We start from the raw sequence: 21,611 nt of genomic DNA, 5'->3' as shown, positions 1-21,611 counted from the left end.
ATTTGCGGGAAAGATGTTGAAGTTGAGCGAGCTTGTTATCTATTCAACTATGAATAAAAATAACAGACAGGAATTCAAGGGGAATGCTATGTCGAAACAGGATGAACAGCGTTTACTGGTGAAAATTGCCACGCTTTACTATAGCGAAAACAAAAAACAGTCTGAAATTGCTTCATTGCTGCATCTGTCACAATCGTTTGTTTCACGAGCGCTGACGCGTTGTCAGAAAGAAGGGCTGGTGAAGATCACCGTTGTACAACCAACCAACATCTTTGTTGAACTGGAAAAGGCTATTGAACAGCGCTTCGGTATCCGTCAGGCGATAGTGGTGGATGCAGGTGAAAATGCTGATAGCGGACAGATAAAGCGCGCCATTGGTAGCGCAGCTGCTCATTATGTCGAAACGCGTTTACGTGCGGAAGACCTGGTGGGTATCTCTTCATGGAGTGGGACAATACGTTGCATGGTTGATGAAATGCATCCGCAAAATATTCGTGCAGCGGGCGTGATTCAGCTTTTAGGCGGCGTTGGTCCAAACGGTAACGTGCAGGCAACGATTCTCACCCAGCAACTGGCTGCGCATCTCGGATGTCCTGTATGGTTACTCCCTTCACAGAGTATTGAACATTCTGTTGAAGAGCGTTCTCGTCTGGTGAATAGCCCGGACGTAGCAACAGTTGTGGAAAAATTTTCTGCAGTTGACGTCGCAATCGTTGGGATCGGTGTGCTTGAACCATCACAATTATTGAAAAACTCGGGCAACTATTATAACGAAGAAATGCTTCAGCTTTTGGCTTCTCGTGGGGCTGTAGGGGATATTTGTTTACATTATTACGATGCCTCGGGTAAGCCGGTGCTAAGCCATGATGAGGACCCGGTTATTGGTATGGAACTGGAGCAAATTCGCCGTTGTCAGCACGTGATTGCGTTAGCGGGAGGGGTGGAAAAAAGCAATGCCATTCGTGGAGCGTTGCAGGGTGAATATATTGATGTACTGATTACTGATTACCCTACTGCACGCGCTTTGCTCAAAGGGTGATATTGCTAAAGAGATCATCAAAATCTATGCCTGTCCTGCGTTCCGGGCATAACAAGTGGCCGGGTTAAAGCCACTTGTTATGCTGGTGGGGCGTTGACTGAGTCAGCCGTTTTACTGACCTTCCATAACGGCTTTTTGCGCGACTACTGCTGCCTTCTGCTGCATACGGTTTTGCATCTGATCGATAATCACTGCGACGATAATTACGATGCCTTTAATCACCATTTGCCAGAATTCGCTGACGCCCATCATCACCAGCCCGTCGGCGAGAAAGCCGATAACAAAGGCACCGATTAGGGTACCCAGAATGGTCCCGCGTCCTCCTGCCAGAGATGTCCCGCCGAGGACAACGGCAGCAATGGCGTTCATTTCAAAGGCTGTACCATTAGCTGGATGACTGGCCAGAAGCTGAGCGGAAACGACAATCCCGGCGATAGCGGCGCAAAAACCGGAGAGAGTATAAACCAGCACTTTAACCTGTTTGACTTTTACCCCAGAGAGTTCTGCGGCTCTCTCGTTATCGCCAATAGCATAAACATGGCGACCAAATGGTAACCGGCGTGCGATATAGGCAATAACTAACGCCAGTACGATCATCATCCAGATCGCCCACGGAATACCAAATAGCGAACCTGAGCCAATTTCATCAAAGCCTGTATTTCCGAGCTGGGGATTGCCCGCCAGACCGGGAAAAGTCTGACCATCAGATGTCAACATCGCCGCGCCGCGCAGAACATACATGGTGCCGAGAGTGCAGATAAAAGGGGCCACATTATAGCGGGTGATAATCCAGCCATTCACGGCGCCAATGAATGCCCCAATAAGTAACACGACAGGAACAATCAACCACACGCTGGGGAAAATGGCGATACCGAACATCGGCAATACGATCCCTTTAGTAATCAACCATCCGGCGATCATCCCGCATAAACCCAGCGTTGCGCCGATTGAAAGGTCGATACCTGCGGTAATGATGACGAAAGTAATCCCTAGTGCCAGGAAAGCATTAATGGCGATATGCTTAATCATGATAACCATACTACCCGCGGATAAAAATCCGGGAACCGTCATGGTAAAGAAACCCACAATTAAAAACAGTGCGATAAAGGTACGCAGTTTAAGTAAAAGCAGGAAAATGTTTTCGCGGGACAGTGAAGCCCCGCGGCGCGGAGCTAAGGCCGCGGTTTGTGTCGTTTTCATCTCAAAACCCCTGAGCGCTAGCTGTAACCAGTGCGGATTCTTCTGCCCGTTCGCGGGCAATATCGGCGGTTAACTTGCCGCCCCAAAATACGGTCAGAAACCGCCATAATTTCTTTGAGATCGGAAGTAGAGAAGACAACTGCTATGCCTTGTTGTGAAAGCTGCACCATCATGCGAAATACGTCTGCTTTCGCACCGATATCAATGCCGCGAGTCGGTTCGTCGAGGAACAGGACTTTGGGGTTTGTTAACAGCGAGCGACCAATAACCACTTTCTGCTGGTTACCGCCGCTCAGCGCCTGAATTTCCACTTCCGGTGAAGAAACTTTAATCGACAGGTTGCCGATGGTGCTGGCTACGACGGTTTCTTCTTCTTTATTTGCGATGGTTAGTCCCCGCCGCAGCCGTCGCCACAAGCTGGCAATTGTCAAATTATTGGCGACGGAGGAAACTGGGAAGATGCCGGTACGCTTACGATCTTCCGGTACCAGGCTCATTCCCATACGTATACGATCGGCGGGAGTTAAGCGTTGTGGCACCGGTTTACTGTCTAACCATAATTTGCCGAAATAGTTACGTTCGGTGCCAAGCATGCATTCAAATAACTCGGTTCGGCCCGCGCCCATGAGGCCATAAATACCGACAATTTCGCCTGTGTGAACTTTAAAGCTAACATCATTCACCACTTTATTTCCGGCCGCATTAACACAGGTAATATGCTCAGCTTCGAGTAAAGGCGCGCCAAAAGTCCGTCCAGGTTCGAGGAAATTACTGACAGGATCGCTGCCTAACATTTCACGAACAATCCATGGGACGTCAATATCAGAGACTTTTGCTTCTGACTGGAATTTGCCGTCTCGCAGAATAGTGATGACGTCGCCGATAGTCATCAGTTCCTCCAGACGGTGCGAAATATAAATAATTGTCACCCCCTGGCGGGTTAGTTCACGGATCACGCGAAACAGAATGTCGACTTCGGTCTTACTCAGTGCAGATGTCGGCTCATCCAGAATCAGTATGTCTGCATCTTCTGCCAGTGCCTTGGCTATCTCTATCAACTGTTGCTGACCGACTTTGAGATTTCCGACCAGTTCTTTGGGAGAGATGGGTTGATCGAGGCGTTTTAATAGCTCGACGGCACGCTTTTCCTGCTCTGCTTCGTTAATTGGCGCAATACCTTTTTGCAGTTCACGACCAAGAAAAATATTCTCGGCTACGCTCAGATTTTCAAACAGGTTTAATTCCTGATGCACCATGCCGATACCGTGAAGCGCCGCTTCACGGGTACTGGAAAAATGTACCGATTTTCCATTGAGCACTATTTCCCCCAGGCTCGGCTGTTGTACGCCAGCAAGGATTTTCATCAGCGTTGATTTTCCGGCACCATTTTCACCGATAATAACGTTAACCTTGCCGCGCCAAACGTTGTAGTCAACGTTGTCCAGCGCCACTGTACCGGGAAACAGCATTGAAATGCCTTTTGTATGCAAAATTATATCTTCAGCAGGAATATCGCTCATTACGGTGTCTCCTGTTTCAGTGCAAGCGCAGCGGCATCCTGAGCTGTTCCATTGCTTAATGTCACCGCGAACAGCACACTGATCTTCTTGCCGACCCATTCAGAATTAATTTTAGGTAATTGTTTAACCGCCTCCCGGTTATAGGCCCGTGAAAGCTGGGCAAACTGAACCTGGTTAGTGAAATCTTCAAATTTGAAGCCAGTGGCATCACGAATAGCATTACCCCGTATTACCGGTCCAACCTGAATGGCGAGGGGACGTCCGTTAATGTTGAAAATAAGTTTTTGTTCACGCGTGTTGCTAATATCAACGTCGAGAACAGTAGCGTTCAGACGCACAAAAAAACTGGCTGGCGTACTTCTTGATGACGCCAGTTGATTCTCCAGTGCATTCATGTCCAGGGAATGCTGACTTGCGGTATCAATAACTCGTGTTTTCCAGGTTTGTTGTGCGATCTGCTGTGGTGACAGATTATCGAAGCTTTGTTTCGCATTAGGATCGGCAGGCAAGATCGGTTTGCCATTGTCATCCAGATCAACCACAGTGCAGGCCGTCAGCAACAGAGCGGCGCACCCTAACAGTGCGGCCCCCCATTGTTTAAAAGACATAGCGTTTCACCTTACTCGCTGAGGTTAAACTTATTCAGTTTGCTGGCATTGGAATCATCAATAAGAATGCAATCCATTAACTGTTTTTCTTCTTTTTGCGCTTTGCCGTTTTTCAGAAAAAAGTCGGCCTGTTCAACGGCCATCTGTGCCTGCTTCCAGCCGGGTTGCAATACGGTAGCTTTGATATTGCCCTTATTGATAATGGAATCACGGGTATAATCACTGCCGTCAAAGCCAACAATAATGACATCTTTCTTGCCGGCGGCTTTCAGTGCGGCCTCCGCGCCCAGCGCCATTGTGTCGTTGCCGGAAATCACGCCAACGATGTCTGGATTGGTTTGTAATATGGCTTCCATTCGAGTAAAAGCTTCCGTCTGGCTCCAGTTAGCTGTTTGTTGCGCCACCATTTTCATATCCGGATAGTCATCAAGTATGTCGTGATAGCCCTGAGAGCGAACGCTGGCATTGGTGTCCGATTGACGGCCAAGCAGCTCGACATATTTACCTTTACCGTTGAGCAACGCGGCGAATTTTTCCGCGCCAATTTGCGCACCTTGATAGTTGTTCGAAACGATTTGTGCCACCGCGATACCCGTTTTATTGATTTCGCGATCGATAAGAAATGCCGGAACGCCAGCCTCCTTTGCTTTTTCCAGTGGCCCAACGGTGGCATCAGCGCCGGCATTATCAAGAATAATGGCCTTTGCTTTGCGGGCGATGGCGGTTTCAATTAATTGGTTTTGTTTATTCACATCATCGTCATGGGAGGCAATGAGTGTGCTGTAACCCAACTCTTTCGCTTTTTCCGCTGCGCCATCAGCCTCAGCTTTAAAGAATGGGTTGTCATGAGAGGGGGTAATAATGGCAATCAGGCCGTTGTCGGCGGCACACAGTGAACTGGATGCGGCAATCATTGAAGCGAACAGGACGGATTTAACAAAGGTAACTTTCATCGTTTTTCTCCACATTGAATATTTATTCAATAATGATTTATTATTCATAGTAACGATAAAGCTGAGTTGTGGAAGTGTCTATGGTTTAAACCGTTAATTTTTTAAAAGGAGAAAGAGATCACGATTTATAACGGGGTAAAGTACAGGTAATGATATGGCGATCTATTTTTAAGTAATTAATTTTTATAGTAAATTTATTTAATAAAGGAGAGAAGTCAGTATTTAGCTGCAAATGGAGTGTCGCTGGAGAGGCTGATATTACCTGGGCGCTATGAAAACCCGGGAAGGACAGAGCATGAGATGACCACGCCTTAAACCCACTTTCTTTCGCCGAAAACGCCAGCGTCAGCGCCAGTTCTGGCGGCAGGCCGCTGGCTTCCAGCACTTTTTTTTCCGCCGCATTGATGATGCTGCTTTCCAGTTCGGCTGCCAGAGAGGGCGAGAGTATCCGTTCGATATCAATACCGACCGGTTGATCTGAGACCACCGCCAGCGCGCTATGTTCGCAGTGGCTGATGCTTCCGTACCACGGCGCTGGCCACAGCGGCTGACGCCGGTCGCCAATCGCCGGGACACATTTTTCCCCCACTTCCCGCAGCGCATAAACTGCGGCAATGCGCCCGGCAAGATGCTCGGTCTGACGTTTACGGGCGCAGTCGGTTAACCGGGCGTGATGAGGCAACCACAGTAAATCCGCTGGCTGAAAGGTCGCCGGGTCGAAATCTACCCGCTGAAGCGAGTGACCGGCAAGTTGAATGATCGAGTGATTGATTTGCATTGGGTGATGTTAGCAGATTCTCCCTTCCGCCCTCTATGGGAAGAGGGCGGGGGATTCAGACAAGCAATCAGAAGTGGGTATTGACACTCATATACCAGGTACGGCCAGGTTCGTTATAGGTGTACGCGCCTGCGCCAGCCATATAATCGCCGCTATTAGTATTTATCACGGTTTGCGCATTCCCTTCACGCCACAGACGTTTGTCAAAGACATTATCCACGCCTCCGGTCAGGCTGACGTTTTTCGTAACATCCCAGGTGGCACTCAGGCCGACGATGCTATAGGGGCTGACGGCATTTTTTTCACTACCGGTAACCGGTTCCCCCTGATAGTTATACTTTTTCGGCTCCTGTTTGCCATACCAGGTGAAGGTGGATTGCAGAGAAACATCCTGATGTACCTGCCAGCTCAGAGTCGAGTTCAGCGTGTATTTAGGGATAATCGACAGACGTTCGCCGTCCTCTTTGTTCTTGCTCTGCAACATATAGGTAATGTTATTGGTCCAGTTAATGGTATCGCTAACCGGGACATTTAATGTACCTTCCAGACCTTCAACCACCGCTTTGGAGATGTTCTTCCACTGATAAATATCGGTACTTCCATTAGCAATGGAACTCAACGGTACGGTGCCTGCTTCGATTTTGTTACGGTAATCATTACGGAACCAAGTCACGCCGGCCAGCCAGCCGTCGCGTTTAAACTCCAGCCCGATCTCTTTGTTGATGCTGGTTTCTGCTTTTAGATTATCGTTACCCAACAGATAACAACCGATACCGGTGCCAGGGCCGGAGGCAAAGCAGCCCTGGCCTTTACTGTACAGGATGTAGTTCGGGTTGGTCTGGTACAGGCTCGGTGCCTTATAGGCTCGGGCAATACCCATTTTCAGCGTAAAGTCATCACCCAGACCTTGTGACAGATTCAGAGATGGACTCCAGTTGTTGCCAACGATACTGTGGTGGTCGAAACGCAGCGCCGGAGTGAGCATGGTGCTGTCGGTCAGCTCCATGTTGTTTTCAACGAACAGAGAAAAGATCTCGGCTTTTGAATAGGGGCTGCGATTTGTGCCGCTATAGCCAGGAATATCGCCCCCCATAAAGGTTTGTGAGTTGGAGAGCATGTCTTTCAAGCGCTGCTGAGCCCATTCTGTACCGAGGGTCAGGTTCTGGTTCACCAGCAGATCGAACGGTATGCTCACTTCACTGTGCAGCGTGACATCGTTCAGATCGGCATCAACATATTTTTGTGAGGCTTTCGGATCAAAGATCCCTTCGGAACCACCTGCCAGACCTTCAGGCGTCCGCGAGTTGCGGGTACGTTCATACTGCGCCCAGTTACTGGTGGTGATGCCGTTATCCCAGGCGCCGTTCCAGGTCAGGGAGTAGGTGTTGCGGTAGAGGCGGTTAGTCTCTTTACCATAGTTCTTTTTCACCAGATCGTTACTGTTGGTGTTTTGCGTATCGCCGGCGTAAAGGTTGCCCTGGCGGCTATAGCCTGCTTCCAGCTCGATGGACTGCATCGGGGCGAAGTCCCAGCGCACCGTGCCGTTAATATCTTTATTAATCACCCCTTCACGTCCGGCGGGAATGTAGTTGGCATAATCCCCCGTACGCTCAGACTGATGTCCCTTGTTGATACCCCAGGCGTCGGCCTGCGTTTTATCGAGGTTGCCGTACAGGCGGAAGCTGAAGTCGCCGCCCAGCGGGCCGCTAAGGCTAAAGTTGGTGCGCTTAGTGGCGCCTTCGTCTTTATGTTCCGGAACGTTGAAATAGGTATCCCATGAACCGTGCCACTCATCGCCGCCTTTCTTGGTGATAATATTGACGACGCCGCCCGCCGCGCCATTACCGTAACGGGCGGCGGCCGGGCCGCGAATAACTTCAATACGCTCGATCATTTCCGGCGGCACCCAGCCGGTATCGCCACGGGTATCGCGTTCGCCGCGCCAGCCGAGACGCACGGAGTTGCGGCTGGTAACCGGTTTTCCGTCAACCAGGATCAAGGTATTTTCCGGGCCCATACCGCGAATATCAATCTGGCGATTGTTGCCGCGCTGGCCGCTGGTGGAGTTACCGGTCAGATTGACGCCCGGCATGGTGCGGATTATTTCCGAGATATCACGGGCAGGCGGATTTTTACGAATTTCATCGGCGGTAATGGTTGATACGCCCGGAGCCTGAAGGTTCTGCTCGGCAGCGGTAACCACCATAGTTTCATCAGAGGTTGTTGTTTTGCTATCCGAGGTCACTTCCGCCGCGCTCAGCGGAAAGGCGACCCCATAGATACCCAGATTGACCAGCAAGGCCAGAGATTTGATCCTGTTATTCATTGTACATCCTGCTTTTCGTCGCCACCTCCCCCGGAAAATCCTTCCCGTCCGGAGGTGTGGTGGTGCCAATGTCGTCAGTAGAGGGCAAAGGCACTCCATCGCTGACTAAGATCCCGGTCCTCAGGTATAGTTATTGGCCTGTTAGACTCAAGGCTGTGCTCGCGCTCTGCGCGCTGTCCATGAGCAAACAGCCGGCAACAATAATGCCTGCTGGACCTGGCTCTAAATTAGCCATCTCTGACATGTTTAATTTGAAAGACGCGCTTCCCACAGCGCGCTAATACGCTATTGCAAATGGAAATGGTTATCAATAATATTATCAATAAATATTGCGTTTATTGATACGTTTGTTGATAAATGTCACGATAAACATAAGGTTGGTGAATGCATAAGAGAGGAAGCGATGGCTGGTGGCAGAGCCTCTCCGGTCCGCAAATAGAGGCCATTGATGGCGCGTATCGGGTGACGTTCTGGTGGCGCGATCCGGCAGGCGACGAAATGTCTTCGCCAACTCAAAAGGTGTGGATCTATATCACGGGTGTCACTGACCATCATAAAAACTCGCCGCCACAAACGTTACAGCGCCTTCCAGGTACCGATGCCTGGTTCTGGCAAACAACGCTTTCTCCCGGCTGGCGCGGCAGTTACTGCTTTGTTCCCTCTGAGAGTGATGATGACTTTTCCCCTCAGCTTTTTAACGGCGAGAGTCCGGACCGCACGCTGCTGCGCGAAGGCTGGCGCAAGCTGCTGCCGCAGGCGATTGCCGATCCGCTAAACCCGCAAAGCTGGAAGGGAGGACGCGGCCATGCCGTCTCTGCGCTGGCGCTTCCTGATGCGCCGGAACAGCCGGGCTGGGCGCTGAGCGATGAATCATATCAGCCGCCGGTCTGCATTGAGTGGCAGAGTCAGCGTCTTGGCAATACGCGACGAATATGGATTTACGCCACTGGCGCAGCACACCCGCAAGCGCGCCCGCTGGCGATCCTGCTTGATGGACAGTTCTGGGCTGAAAGTATGCCGGTCTGGTCGCCGCTGGCGGGCCTGACTCGTGAAAAGCGGCTTCCGCAGGCGGTTTATCTGCTCATTGACGTGATTGATAACCAGCACCGTGCCGAGGAGCTTCCCTGCAATGAAGCGTTCTGGCTGGCTGTTCAGGAAGAGTTGCTGCCGCTGGTGCGCCAGACAACGCCATTTAGCGATCGCGCGGATCGCACCGTGGTGGCTGGCCAGAGCTTCGGCGGCCTGGCGGCAATGTTCGCCGCGCTCTACTGGCCGCAACGTTTTGGCTGCGTGCTCAGCCAGTCCGGTTCCTACTGGTGGCCCCATCGCGGCGGCGCGCAGACGGGAGTACTGATCGAGCGCTTAAGCCGCGGCGAACTCCATCCTCAAGGGTTGCGAATCTGGCTGGAAGCCGGTGTTCGCGAACCCATCATCTTTCGCGCGAACCAGGCGCTTCTTGCGCATCTGGAACCGCAATCTGTTTTCTGGCGTCAGGTTGACGGCGGGCATGATGCGCTTTGCTGGCGCGGCGGGCTGACGGCGGGACTTATCCAGCTATGGCAACCTTTATGCCGCGAAGAGTAGCGAAGCACGTTTTACGAGGAATTTGACATGCAATTCAGTAACCCCTTCGATGATCCGCAAGGGCAGTTTTACATTCTGCGCAATGACCAGCAGCACTACAGCCTGTGGCCGCATCACTGCGCGCTGCCGGAAGGCTGGGCGGTGGCGTGCCCGCCGCAGTCAGTCGATGCATGTAACCGCTGGCTGATGGCAAACTGGTCAACCCTTACCCCCGCGCACCATGCGATCTGAGGAGCCAATGATGAGCACGCGTTTACCGCTGGTGGCGGCACAGTCAGGGATCTGGATGGCCGAGCGCCTTTCGACGCTGCCCGGCGCCTGGAGCGTCGCCCACTACGTCGAGCTGAGCGGCGATATTGATCCGGCTCTGCTCGGACGGGCGATCGTCATCGGGTTGTCGCAGGCTGACACCCTGAGCATGCGTTTTACTGAAGATAATGGCGAAGCCTGGCAGTGGGTCGACGAAAGCCGCGAGTTTGCCGAACCGGAGTATCAGGACCTGCGTGGGGAGAGTGACCCGCATGCCGCCGCGCTGGCGCGAATGCAGGCCGACCTCGGGCAGAACTTGCGCGTGGACGGTGGTAATCCGCTGGTCTGCCATCAACTGCTGAGGGTGGGAGAGACTCGCTGGTACTGGTATCAGCGTTATCATCATTTACTGGTCGATGGTTTCAGTTTTCCGGCGATTACCCGCCAGATCGTCGCGATTTATCGTGCCTGGCGACGTGGCGAAGAGACGCCCGCTTCGCCGTTTACCCCCTTTGCCGACGTGGTGGAAGAGTATCAGCGCTATTACGGCAGCGATGCCTGGCAGCGCGACAAACAGTTCTGGCAGGAGCAGCGTAAAGCCCTGCCGCCTCCGGCCTCTCTCTCCGCCGCGCCTTTAGCCGGGCGGGCGACCAGCACCGATATCTGGCGAATGAAGCTGGAGGTTGATGCTGACGCCTTCAACCGCCTGGCGGCGAGCGCGCCGCAGTGCCAGCGTGCGGACCTGGCGCTGGCGCTGACGACTCTGTGGCTGGGGAGGCTATGCAGCCGAATGGCGTACGCCGCGGGCTTTATTTTTATGCGCCGGATGGGCTCGGCGGCGCTAACCGCCACGGGGCCGGTGCTGAATGTCCTGCCGCTGGCGGTCAATATTGACGCCGGGGACACGCTGCCGGAACTGGCAACGCGTCTCGCCGGGCAACTGAAGAAAATGCGCCGTCATCAGCGCTATGACGCTGAACAGATCGTTCGCGACAGCGGTAAGGCGGCGGGCGATGAACCGCTGTTTGGTCCGGTGCTCAATATTAAAGTCTTTGACTACCAGCTCGACATTGACGGCGTGCAGACGGTGACGCATACCCTGGCCACCGGCCCGGTGAATGACCTTGAGCTGGCGCTATTCCCGGATGAAGCGGGCGGCCTGTCGCTGGAGATTCTGGCTAATAAACAGCGTTATGATGAACCGACGCTACGCGGGCATATCGCCAGATTATCCCTGTTGTTGAGCCAGTTTGCGGAGAACCCGGATCTGCGCTGTGGCGAAGCGAATATGCTGTCCACAGAGGAAACGGCGCGGTTGCGGCAGGTGAATAATACCGCTATTGCGCTCCCCGAGACCACGCTGAGCGCGCTGGTTGCGAAGCAGGCGGAAAAGACCCCGGATGCGCCTGCGCTGGCGGACGCCCGCTGGCAGTTTAGCTATCGCGAGATGCGTCAGCAGGTGGTGGCGCTGGCTGAATTGCTGTGCGCGCGTGGCGTCAAACCGGGCGATAGCGTGGCGGTGGCGCTGCCGCGTTCCGTGTTTCTGACTCTGGCGCTACACGGTATTGTTGAAGCCGGAGCCGCGTGGCTACCGCTGGATACCGGTTATCCCGACGATCGTCTGAGGATGATGCTGGAAGACGCCCGTCCGTCATTACTGATTACCTCTGAGGATCAACTGGCGCGCTTTAGCGATATTCCCGGCCTGCAAAGCCTGTGCTATCAGCAGCCGCTGGCGGCGGGCGATGCTGCACCGCTGGCGCTCTCTCAGCCCCGGCATACCGCGTATATCATCTTCACTTCCGGCTCTACCGGGAGGCCGAAAGGGGTGATGGTCGGGCAAACCGCCATCGTTAACCGCCTGCTGTGGATGCAGGATCACTATCCGCTCTCCGCTGACGATGTGGTGGCGCAGAAAACGCCGTGCAGTTTTGATGTCTCGGTATGGGAGTTCTGGTGGCCGTTTATTGCCGGCGCGCAACTGGTTATGGCCGAGCCGGAAGCCCATCGCGACCCGCTGGCGATGCAGCGGTTTTTTGCCCGCTATGGGGTGACCACCACGCACTTTGTACCATCGATGCTGGCGGCATTCGTCGCTTCGCTGGATGCGGAAAACGTCGACTCCTGTAAAACCCTGCGTCGGGTATTCTGCAGCGGAGAAGCGCTGCCGACGGCGTTATGCCAGGAATGGGAGAGGTTAACCGGAGCGCCGTTGCATAATCTGTACGGCCCGACGGAAGCGGCGGTGGACGTAAGCTGGTATCCGGCCTGCGGGCCTGAACTGGCGGCGGTGACCGGTACCAGCGTGCCGATCGGCTGGCCGGTGTGGAATACCGGATTGCGGGTTCTGGATGCTTCACTGTGCCCGGTGCCGCCTGGCGTGGCGGGGGATCTCTATCTGACCGGCATTCAACTGGCGCAAGGGTATCTGGGGCGTGCCGATTTAACCGCCAGCCGCTTTATTGCCGATCCTTACGCGCCGGGCGAGCGCATGTATCGCACCGGTGACGTGGCCCGCTGGCTGGATAATGGCGCGGTTGAATATCTTGGGCGCAGCGACGACCAACTGAAAATTCGTGGTCAGCGTATTGAACTCGGTGAAATCGACCGGCTTATGTCGGCGCTGCCGGATGTAGAACAGGCGGTGACGCATGCCTGCATCTTCAACCAGGCCGCAGCCACCGGCGGCGATGCCCGTCAACTGGTGGGTTATCTGGTTTCTGAATCGGGCCTGCCGCTGGATACCGCGGCGTTAAAAGCGCGACTTGGCGAACAGTTGCCGCCGCATATGGTGCCGGTGGCGCTGATTCAACTGCCTGAACTGCCGCTCAGCGCCAACGGTAAGCTGGATCGCAAAGCGCTGCCGTTACCAGCGCTGAACGGTGAACGCGGCGGTCGTCCGCCGGAGCCGGGAGTAGAAACCAGCGTTGCGTCGGCATTCAGCCAGTTACTGGGCTGCGAAGTGAATGATATCGACGCCGATTTCTTCGCGCTTGGCGGCCATTCGCTGCTGGCGATGCGCCTGGCGGCGCTGTTGAGCCGCGAGCTGGCGCGGGAGGTGACGCCGGGACAGGTGATGGTTGCTTCTACCGTCGGCAAGCTGAGCGCGCTGCTGGCATCCGATCTTAGCGATGAGCAGGCTCAGCGTCTGGGCTTCGACGCGATCCTGCCGCTGCGCGAGAGCAGCGGCCCGACGCTGTTCTGCTTCCATCCGGCTTCCGGTTTCGCCTGGCAGTTCAGCGTGCTGGCGCGCTATTTAAGCCCGCGCTGGTCGATTACCGGCATTCAGTCACCGCGACCGCAGGGGCCGATGGCGACGGCGGCGGATCTGGATGCGGTCTGCGAACATCATCTGCAAACCTTACTTCAGCAGCAGCCGCATGGTCCCTATTATCTGTGTGGTTATTCGCTCGGCGGTACGCTGGCGCAGGGGATTGCCGCCCGCTTACGCCAGCGCGGGGAAGCGGTGGCGTTCCTGGGGCTGCTGGATACCTGGCCGCCGGAAACGCAGAACTGGGCGGAAAAAGAGGCTAACGGTCTGGATCCTGACGTGCTGGCGGAGATTGCGCGGGAACGTGAGGCATTTCTTGCTGCCCGGCAGGGGCAGGCTTCCGGCGAGCTGTTCAGCGTTATTGAAGGCAACTACGCCGATGCGGTGCGCCTGTTAACCACCGCTCACAGCGCGAAGTTTGACGGCAAGGCGACGCTGTTTGTGGCGGAGAAAACCCGTCAGCGAGGCATGGACCCGCTGGTGGTCTGGGGGCCGTGGGTCGGTGAGCTGGAGGTGTTTAGCCAGGATTGCGCGCATGTGGATATTATCTCCCCGCAGGCTTTTGAAGCGATTGGTCCGGTGCTCAGGGAGATTCTGGGGTAGCGCTTACCCGATCTACCAAATTATGGGAAACCGTAGGCCCGGTAAGCGTAGTGTAGCGCCACCGGGCGAGTCCGTGAACGCCAGTTTAACGTCGCCCCAGCGGCACCACCAGCGGCGTATGGGCGACCGGATCGTCAATGATCGTACAGCGCAATCCATAAACCTTCTCGATCAGTTCGGCGCTGACAATCTCCCTCGGCGCGCCTTCGGCGACAATTTTGCCGTCGCGCAGGGCAATCAAATGGGTGGCGTAGCGGCAGGCCTGGTTCAGGTCGTGCAGGACTGCGGCCAGGGTATATCCTTTTTTCTGATTCAACTCGCTAAGCAGTTCAAGCAGATCGATCTGATGGCTGATATCGAGCCAGGTGGTCGGCTCATCCAGCAGCATAATCGCTGTCTCCTGAGCCAGCACCATGGCAATCCACGCCCGCTGGCGCTGGCCGCCGGAGAGGGTATCGACGCTTTGCAGCGCAAGCTCAGTGATCCCCGTGGCTTTCATTGCCTTGCTGACCGCCTCTTCATCTTCTTTACGCCAGCGGGTAAACAGCGGCTGGTGCGGATAGCGCCCGCGGGCGACCAGCTCCTGAACGGTGATATCGCCCGGCGTGGTGGCGTTCTGCGCCAGCAGACCAATACGTTTGGCGACCTCTTTACTGGCGTAATGCTGGATCTGCTCACCATCAAGATAAACATGACCGCTGACTGGCGTCATCAGACGGCTGAGGGTTCGTAGCAGCGTCGATTTACCGCAGCCGTTGGGACCAATAATGGCGGTAAAGTGCCCGTCAGGAATGGTGACGCTCAGCGATTCAGCGATGGTCTTTTTGCCGTACGCCAGCGTCAACTGGTCGCCGCGCAAACGGGAAGCTATAGCGGTCATTTTTTGCGGGACTCCTGAATTAATAACGCGATAAGGTAGATACCGCCAAGGCTGACGGTCACTACCCCTACCGGTAACTGATAAGGCATAAACAGACGCTGAGCACAGTAGTCGGATAGCGCCAGCAGCAGGGCGCCGCACAGCGCCGCCTGGGTTAGCCCCCAGCGCGCGGTACCGCTAAGACGGCGCGCGATATGCGGGGCCACCAGCGCAATAAACGAAATCGGTCCGGCAAGCGCGGTGGCGGCGGCGGTAAGCAGCACCCCAACCAGCATCATCAGCAGCCGTGAACGCTCAACCCGCACGCCCAGCGCGCAGGCGGTATCGTCGCCCATCTCCAGCAGCCGCATACGTCGCGCCAGCAGCGCGCCGCAGATAAGCATCAGCAGGATCAGCGGCGCGGAGGGCCAGGTTTTGCCCCACGTCAGGCCGTTAAGGGAACCGGCATACCATAATCCGGCGGAGAGCGCGGTTTCAAGCGAGGCGCGTAACAGCAGCCAGGTATTGAATGCCACCAGCATGGCGCGAATGCCGATACCGATAATAATCAGGCGAAAGGTCTCAATGCCGTTGCGCCAGGCCAGCAGCCAGACCACCAGCGCGGTGAGGATACCGCCGATCATTGCCGCCATTGAGATGGCCGTCAGGTTCTGGCCGAAGAACACCATCGCGATCAGTACGCCGCTCCAGGCCCCGGTGTTAAAACCCATGACGTCCGGGCTGCCCAACGGGTTGCGGGTCAACGACTGAAAAATCGCGCCGCTGACGCCGAGCGCGGCGCCGATAAGCAGCGCCATCAGCACGCGCGGCAGACGCCATTGGGTAACGACAAGGGCGACATTGCGCGGCGCATCGCCGAGCAGGGCGGAAATGACCTGGTTAACACTTAACGGCACCAGACCGGTTCCGAGCCCCCACAAGGAGATCAGTACGCTGGCGACGAACAGCAGCAGGCAGCTAAAAATCAGGCGACGAGAAGGCGCAATCACATCGTACCTCCACGCGGCTGGCGGCGCACCAGCCAGATCAGGACCGGCGCGCCGATAAAGGCGCTCACTACCGATACCCGTAATTCGCCGGGAACCAGCAGACGGCCAAGTATATCGGCAAACAGTAGCAGGGCAGGCGTCGCCAGTAGGGTAACCGGTAGCGACCAGCGATGATCGGCGCCGACCAGCCAGCGGGCCATATGCGGCATCATCAGGCCGATAAACGCGATCGGCCCGACCACCGCCGTGGCGCTGCCGCACAGGACGGTAATCGCCAGCAGACCGATTAGCTGGGTGCGGGCGACCCGACTGCCCAGCGCGGTTGCGGTATCGTTGCCGAGGCTCAGGCTATTTAATGCCCGGCTCAGCAGCAAGGTGACCAGACCAGCGATAATGACCGGGATCAGCACGATTTTCAGGGTTTGCAGCGTGCGCACATCCAGCGACCCGGCCTGCCAGAAGCGTAACTGATCGTAGACGTCGGGGTTCAGCAGCGCGATGCCGCTGGAAAGCCCTTCCAGCACCGCCGCCAGTGCAACGCCCGCCAGCGTCAGGCGAACCGGGCTCAGCTGGCCGCCGCCCTGGCTACCGGTAAAAGCCACCAGCAGCGAGGCGGCAAAGGCGCCACTAAAGGCCATCAGCAGTTGTTCCTGCGGCGAAGAGATACCAAACAGCGCCGCGCCCAGCACGATAGCGAAACTTGCACCAGAGTTGACGCCCAGAATTCCCGGGTCCGCCAGCGGATTGCGGGTGAGTGTTTGCATCAGCGCGCCGGCCAGACCCAGCGCGGCGCCGGCCAGCAGCCCGGCGAGCGTTCGCGGCAGTCGGGCGTCAAGGACGATGGTGCAATCCGCGCTCTGGCAGGTTCCGGTGAAGGCATCAACGACGACGCTGAACGGCAGCGGTTTGGCGCCAATCAGCAGGCTGAGTGCAATCGCAATGATTAAAATGATTAAAAGACCCGGCACGGCAAAGGCGCGTACCGTAGTCGTGGAAGACGGCATGGCATACATCCCTGACTTGATAATGATAGCAATTATCGTTATCGATTTTATCCGGTTATGTTAGCATGTGCACCCCTAAAAATGGTATGGAAAATAATAACAAGGCGCTGTCATGAACCGACAATCCTGGCTGCTGAACCTCAGCTTGCTGAAAACTCATCCGGCCTTTCGCGCCGTCTTTATCGCTCGTTTTATCTCCATTTTGTCCCTTGGCCTGCTGGGCGTGGCGATTCCGGTGCAAATTCAGATGATGACCCACTCAACCTGGCAGGTGGGGCTGTCAGTGACCTTAACCGGCGGCTCAATGTTTGTCGGTCTGATGGTTGGCGGCGTACTGGCCGATCGCTATGAGCGCAAGCGTTTGATCCTGCTGGCGCGGGGTACCTGCGGTATTGGCTTTGTCGGCCTGTGCCTGAACGCCATGCTGCCGGAGCCGTCGCTAATCGCTATCTATCTGTTGGGGATCTGGGACGGCCTTTTTGCATCCATTGGCGTGACCGCGCTGCTGGCGGCGACCCCGGCGCTGGTCGGACGGGAAAACCTGATGCAGGCGGGGGCGATCACCATGCTAACGGTGCGCCTGGGCTCGGTGATTTCACCGATGATTGGCGGCCTGCTGCTGGCGAGCGGCGGCGTTGCCTGGAACTATGGCCTGGCGGCAATCGGCACCTTTATCACGACCTTAACGCTGCTGCGCTTACCGCTGCTGGCCCCACCGCCGCAGCCGCGGGAGCACCCGTTAAAATCATTGCAGTCGGGGCTGAGATTCCTCTTCAATAGTCCGCTTATTGGCGGCATCGCGCTATTGGGCGGTTTGTTGACGATGGCCAGCGCGGTTCGCGTGCTCTATCCGGCGCTGGCCGGAAGCTGGCAGATGTCGGCGTCGCAGATTGGCCTGCTGTATGCCGCGATTCCTCTGGGCGCGGCGCTGGGGGCGTTGACCAGTGGACAACTGGCGCAGACGGCAAAGCCTGGCGTGCTGATGCTGGCGACAACCGTGGGTTCTTTTGCCGCGATTGCGCTGTTTAGCCTGATGCCGGTGTGGGAACTGGGGGCGCTGTGTCTGGCGTTATTCGGCTGGCTGAGCGCGATAAGCTCGCTGCTGCAATATACGTTGATTCAAACCCAAACCCCGGAAAATATGCTTGGCCGGATCAACGGTTTGTGGACTGCGCAGAACGTGACCGGCGATGCGATAGGCGCGGCGCTGCTTGGCGGTCTCGGCGCGATTCTGACGCCGGTGGCTTCAGCGAGCGTCAGCGGCTGGGCGCTGGTGATTGTTGGCATCGTGCTGGTGGGATTGCTGCGCGAACTGCGTCGTTTTCAGCGCCCTGATGCGGTGAGCGAAAGCTAGTTGATGTTGCTGGCGGTGGTCAGTTCAGGGGGATTTACCTGGGTTACGATTTGTTGAGCGGTTCCGTTAATCGGTGGTTTAAACGAAAATCTGATTCGGTTGGTTCGCTTACTGAGCTGATACGGGCTGAAATATAAAGGATATAACTTTTTTTATGATTTTCAGCTTCTGAAAAGCCCCTGACGAATAACGGACTCACCGCATGGGGGTTGGGCGCATCAAGGAAACCTGGCGAGAACGCAGGCGCGCATCCAGGACTGGCCGCCAGGACGGCGGCCAGAGGGCGGGTCGAGACAGGGACAAAATTGCCGGGAGCAATTTTGAACAGCGCTTGCGCTGGCCCTGGAAGGGCGAGTCCCAGGGATGGGACGAGTAGCGTCGAGTCCCGCCCGGTCCGCCAGATGAAGCCGGAGTGGAGCGGACCGCGCAGCGGCAGGTTTTCAGCGCAATGCCGGGGGGGCAGGGGGACGGGCGAAACGTCCCCCTGCCCGTTCACACGCTGTGGATATAACGAATATCCGCGAATTTATCGTGAACGGAATAGTCCACGGAATCTGAATGGGTGAAAACGAAAAATGCCATTTTCGCCAGAATCACCGAAAAGTGATTGCTGTTGACAAACGCCGCCGCCGACCACGCCGATGACCCGTTAACCGAAAAGCGCCGACAAACGCTGTAGCACCAGCAGGGCGCTATAGTAGTCGAGGCGGAAGGTTTCCGTCCCCAGTGGATAAACACGCTTGCCTGCTACCGCCGGCAGATGTGACAGCAGGGGATTAGCGTAAATCGCATCAGCATCTTTTTGATCGCCAGCGAACAGGAACAGACTCTGGCCGTTCAGCCCGGCGGCTAAATTCTCACCGCCCAGTTGCACAATATCATGACGCTTCCCCTGGCTGTGGCTGGCGTGCAGCCCCGTAGGTAGGGTTGCGAGCGTGAAACCCAATTGTTCGAGCATTTGCCCCTGGGCAGACTCTTTCGTCCAGATATTGGCGCTATGGGCGGCGGCGGTGTAGACCAGCGCAGTGACCGGTTGTGGCGGCAGCGTCATCTTCTCTTTAAGTGCCGCCAGCTTTTTATCAAATTCAGCAATCCGTTCAGCGGCCTGTTTTTCATGGCCCGTAATCTGCCCCAGTTCGGTCAGCAGCGCCTGCCAGCTCTTATCGTCGTAGTTGATGATAAGCGTCGGGGCAATCGTCGACAGTTGATCGTAGAGCGCTATCGCTGAGTCGCCGCCGGTGGCGCTAATCAGAATCAGATCCGGCATTTGGGCGGCGACCGCTTCGGCGCTTGGCTCGCCAATATAGAGCCGCGATAGCTTGCGCGCTTTTGCCACTTCGCTCCACTGACGCAGAAACCCCTGATCGTCGGCGACGCGGTTATTTGGCGTCGTGGCGCCACTGGCGACTACCGGCGCGTCAATCGCCAGCAGCGAACCGGTTAATGTCACGCTGGTGGAGACAATGCGCAGTGGCTGGCTTTCCAGCGTATGCGTCCCGCGACTGTCGGTAATCTGACGCGGCCAGTCCGCAGCCAGCACTGAACTAATTCCTAAAAATGCCAGCCCGCTGGCGAGGAGAATATGGCGGCAAAAGGTGGAGAAATTCACGAATTCGCATCCTGATTAAGTTGTGATAAATGCTGCTGGTTTTCAGCGTTGTGCTGTGTGGGGCCCTGTGTAAGCAGCACAACATGCTATCTGCAGGTTGACATGTAGAGCAATACCTTTTAGGTTAGCGAACCAAAATATAAATGATAATTATTCGTAATCCTTTTTATCATTTTTTTTGAGGGTTATACCCTAAATCATGCGAGTTTCAGGGCACAATGGTTAACCGCTTTAAACCACGTTTGCGCGCTCCCGAAGGGGAGAATCCTTCAGGTCGAGTCACGTGGCGACAAATTCGGCAGAGCCGAATTTGAACGACCGCTGATGGCGCCCTGCAGAGAGACCGTATTCCCGGGAAATTACGCCGGTAAGTATCTGCAAGAGGGCAAGTCTCAATAATGCACCGGGGCGCCGTAGCGAACGCATCTGCAACGTAGAGTATGACGGGTATATATGGAAACGTCTTTGGCTGAGGATGTTCGGGAGAAAAAAATGACCCTGCCGCCGGAAAGCTTCTTCTTTATGTCGCCGTATCGCAGTTTCAGAACATCTGGCTGCTTTAGTCGATTTTCGCATCCTGCCGCTGATGGCGATAATCTCAACGGCGAATTCCAGCAAAAAATGGCCGCCGCTTTTAAAGCCGCGCGGGCTAACGGGATCGCTGAACCCGTGATGGTCGGTGCGATCCCGTTTGATACAAATGAGCCATCCGAGCTGTTTATTCCCGCAAGTTGGGAGGCATTCTCCCGTACTGAAAAACAGCGCTCCGCACGTTTTGAGTCGGGGCAAGCGCCAATGGTGGATATTGTTCAGCGCCAGGAGATCCCTGAGCAGGATACATTTATGGCGATGGTTGAACGCGCGGCAGCGCTGACCGCGACGCCGGAAGTGGATAAGGTGGTCCTGTCGCGTTTGATCGATATCACCACTCAGGAACGGGTTGATAGCGGCGTACTGCTGGAGCGCCTGATTGCCCAGAATCCGGCCAGTTTTAACTTCCATGTGCCGTTATCAGATGGCGGTGTGCTGTTAGGAGCCAGTCCGGAACTGCTGCTGCGTAAAGAAGGTGCGCATTTTAGCTCTCTGCCGCTGGCCGGTTCGGCCAGGCGTCAGCCGGATGATGTTCTGGATCGTGAAGCGGGGGGCAAGCTGATGGCGTCAGAAAAAGATCGTCATGAGCATGAACTGGTTGTTCAGGCGATGAAAACGCTATTAGCCCCGCGCAGCAGCGCGCTCTCTCTGCCGGATTCTCCGCAACTGATCTCCACGCCGACCTTGTGGCATCTGGGAACGCAGATTCAGGGTACCGCTCAGGGAAAAGAGAATGCCATGTCGCTGGCCTGCCTGCTGCACCCGACGCCAGCCCTCAGCGGCTTCCCGCATCAGGTGGCTAAGCGCCTGATTAGCGAGCTGGAGCCGTTCGAACGCCAGCTGTTTGGCGGTATCGTCGGCTGGTGCGATGACGAAGGCAACGGAGAGTGGGTGGTGACGATCCGCTGCGCTCGCCTGCATCAGCGCACGCTACGGCTGTTTGCGGGCGCCGGTATCGTTCCTGCCTCTTCACCTTTGGGCGAATGGCGGGAAACCGGCGTCAAATTGACCACCATGCTGAATGTATTCGGCTTGCAATAATAAGGGACTATG

The 21,611-nt window shown here is 55.8% G+C and carries 15 protein-coding genes and 1 pseudogene; 6 read left to right on the top strand and 10 right to left on the bottom strand.

Annotated elements, in window-relative coordinates:
• Positions 1-88: 88 nt before the first annotated feature.
• Positions 89-1,039, top strand: a complete 951-nt coding sequence (locus FN037_RS05450; RefSeq protein ID WP_138359174.1) for a sugar-binding transcriptional regulator — start codon at positions 89-91, stop codon at positions 1,037-1,039.
• A 111-nt stretch (positions 1,040-1,150) separates the two neighbouring features.
• Here FN037_RS05450 and FN037_RS05445 read toward each other — a convergent pair whose 3' ends face one another.
• The 6 genes and pseudogenes from FN037_RS05445 to FN037_RS05420 form a co-directional block, all read right to left on the bottom strand.
• Positions 1,151-2,239, bottom strand: a complete 1,089-nt coding sequence (locus FN037_RS05445; RefSeq protein WP_138359034.1) for an ABC transporter permease — start codon at positions 2,237-2,239, stop codon at positions 1,151-1,153.
• Between the two features lies 1 nt (position 2,240).
• Positions 2,241-3,759, bottom strand: a pseudogene (locus FN037_RS05440) (sugar ABC transporter ATP-binding protein).
• The gene (locus FN037_RS05435; protein WP_142501692.1) at positions 3,759-4,367 is read right to left on the bottom strand and encodes a DUF2291 family protein; all 609 of its coding nucleotides are present in this window, start codon (positions 4,365-4,367) and stop codon (positions 3,759-3,761) included. Before FN037_RS05435 ends, FN037_RS05440 begins: the two are co-directional and overlap by 1 nt.
• Positions 4,368-4,378: 11 nt before the next feature.
• The gene (locus FN037_RS05430) at positions 4,379-5,320 is read right to left on the bottom strand and encodes a D-ribose ABC transporter substrate-binding protein (RefSeq protein WP_138360037.1); all 942 of its coding nucleotides are present in this window, start codon (positions 5,318-5,320) and stop codon (positions 4,379-4,381) included.
• A 118-nt stretch (positions 5,321-5,438) separates the two neighbouring features.
• Positions 5,439-6,098: an enterobactin synthase subunit EntD gene (entD, locus tag FN037_RS05425; protein WP_138360036.1), complete on the bottom strand. Its 660-nt coding sequence runs from the start codon at positions 6,096-6,098 to the stop codon at positions 5,439-5,441.
• Positions 6,099-6,165: 67 nt separating this feature from the next.
• A complete protein-coding gene (locus FN037_RS05420) occupies positions 6,166-8,424 on the bottom strand; it encodes a TonB-dependent siderophore receptor (protein WP_142501691.1) in 2,259 nt (752 codons plus the stop codon).
• A 384-nt stretch (positions 8,425-8,808) separates the two neighbouring features.
• Here FN037_RS05420 and fes point away from each other — a divergent pair, with 384 nt between their 5' ends.
• The 3 genes from fes to entF are packed head-to-tail and all read left to right on the top strand — an operon-like array spanning position 8,809 to position 14,131.
• Positions 8,809-10,008, top strand: a complete 1,200-nt coding sequence (gene fes, locus FN037_RS05415) for an enterochelin esterase (RefSeq protein ID WP_138360034.1) — start codon at positions 8,809-8,811, stop codon at positions 10,006-10,008.
• A 27-nt stretch (positions 10,009-10,035) separates the two neighbouring features.
• Positions 10,036-10,239, top strand: coding sequence for an MbtH family protein (locus FN037_RS05410; protein ID WP_138360033.1), 204 nt, complete (start codon positions 10,036-10,038; stop codon positions 10,237-10,239).
• Positions 10,240-10,249: 10 nt separating this feature from the next.
• A complete protein-coding gene (gene entF, locus FN037_RS05405; protein WP_142501690.1) occupies positions 10,250-14,131 on the top strand; it encodes an enterobactin non-ribosomal peptide synthetase EntF in 3,882 nt (1,293 codons plus the stop codon).
• 85 nt (positions 14,132-14,216) lie between these two features.
• Here the strand turns inward: entF and fepC are convergent, their stop codons facing one another.
• Genes fepC through fepD form a run of 3 tightly spaced genes read right to left on the bottom strand, consistent with a single transcriptional unit; the run spans position 14,217 to position 17,004 of the window.
• Complete coding sequence (gene fepC / locus FN037_RS05400; RefSeq protein WP_138360031.1) at positions 14,217-15,011, bottom strand: iron-enterobactin ABC transporter ATP-binding protein; 795 nt, start codon at positions 15,009-15,011, stop codon at positions 14,217-14,219.
• Positions 15,008-16,000, bottom strand: coding sequence for an iron-enterobactin ABC transporter permease (gene fepG, locus FN037_RS05395; protein ID WP_171034831.1), 993 nt, complete (start codon positions 15,998-16,000; stop codon positions 15,008-15,010). The genes fepC and fepG overlap by 4 nt, the downstream gene beginning before the upstream one ends.
• Positions 15,997-17,004, bottom strand: coding sequence for a Fe(3+)-siderophore ABC transporter permease (gene fepD / locus FN037_RS05390; RefSeq protein WP_138360030.1), 1,008 nt, complete (start codon positions 17,002-17,004; stop codon positions 15,997-15,999). Before fepD ends, fepG begins: the two co-directional genes overlap by 4 nt.
• Before the next feature lie 112 nt (positions 17,005-17,116).
• On the opposite strand from fepD, the gene entS reads away from it, so the two are divergent.
• A complete protein-coding gene (entS, locus tag FN037_RS05385; protein WP_138360029.1) occupies positions 17,117-18,358 on the top strand; it encodes an enterobactin transporter EntS in 1,242 nt (413 codons plus the stop codon).
• A 649-nt stretch (positions 18,359-19,007) separates the two neighbouring features.
• Here entS and fepB read toward each other — a convergent pair.
• Positions 19,008-19,967, bottom strand: a complete 960-nt coding sequence (gene fepB / locus FN037_RS05375) for a Fe2+-enterobactin ABC transporter substrate-binding protein (protein WP_138360027.1) — start codon at positions 19,965-19,967, stop codon at positions 19,008-19,010.
• A gap of 453 nt (positions 19,968-20,420) precedes the next feature.
• On the opposite strand from fepB, the gene entC reads away from it, so the two are divergent.
• Entirely contained in the window at positions 20,421-21,599 is a 1,179-nt protein-coding gene (gene entC / locus FN037_RS05370; RefSeq protein ID WP_138360026.1) for an isochorismate synthase EntC, read from the top strand.
• Positions 21,600-21,611 lie beyond the last annotated feature (12 nt).

The sequence above is a fragment of the Klebsiella sp. 2680 genome, assembly GCF_900198535.1.
GTDB lineage: Bacteria > Pseudomonadota > Gammaproteobacteria > Enterobacterales > Enterobacteriaceae > Klebsiella > Klebsiella indica.
This window is presented reverse-complemented; position numbering and strand designations above follow the sequence as displayed.

Coding starts and splice junctions, on each gene's coding strand:
- FN037_RS05420 (WP_142501691.1), bottom strand. CDS start 8,424: ATGAATAACAGGATCAAATCTCTGGCCTTGCTGGTCAATCTGGGTATC.
- entD (WP_138360036.1), bottom strand. CDS start 6,098: ATGCAAATCAATCACTCGATCATTCAACTTGCCGGTCACTCGCTTCAG.
- entF (WP_142501690.1), top strand. CDS start 10,250: ATGAGCACGCGTTTACCGCTGGTGGCGGCACAGTCAGGGATCTGGATG.
- entC (WP_138360026.1), top strand. CDS start 20,421: ATGGAAACGTCTTTGGCTGAGGATGTTCGGGAGAAAAAAATGACCCTG.
- FN037_RS05410 (WP_138360033.1), top strand. CDS start 10,036: ATGCAATTCAGTAACCCCTTCGATGATCCGCAAGGGCAGTTTTACATT.
- FN037_RS05430 (WP_138360037.1), bottom strand. CDS start 5,320: ATGAAAGTTACCTTTGTTAAATCCGTCCTGTTCGCTTCAATGATTGCC.
- entS (WP_138360029.1), top strand. CDS start 17,117: ATGAACCGACAATCCTGGCTGCTGAACCTCAGCTTGCTGAAAACTCAT.
- fepC (WP_138360031.1), bottom strand. CDS start 15,011: ATGACCGCTATAGCTTCCCGTTTGCGCGGCGACCAGTTGACGCTGGCG.
- FN037_RS05445 (WP_138359034.1), bottom strand. CDS start 2,239: ATGAAAACGACACAAACCGCGGCCTTAGCTCCGCGCCGCGGGGCTTCA.
- fepD (WP_138360030.1), bottom strand. CDS start 17,004: ATGCCGTCTTCCACGACTACGGTACGCGCCTTTGCCGTGCCGGGTCTT.
- fes (WP_138360034.1), top strand. CDS start 8,809: ATGCATAAGAGAGGAAGCGATGGCTGGTGGCAGAGCCTCTCCGGTCCG.
- FN037_RS05450 (WP_138359174.1), top strand. CDS start 89: ATGTCGAAACAGGATGAACAGCGTTTACTGGTGAAAATTGCCACGCTT.
- FN037_RS05435 (WP_142501692.1), bottom strand. CDS start 4,367: ATGTCTTTTAAACAATGGGGGGCCGCACTGTTAGGGTGCGCCGCTCTG.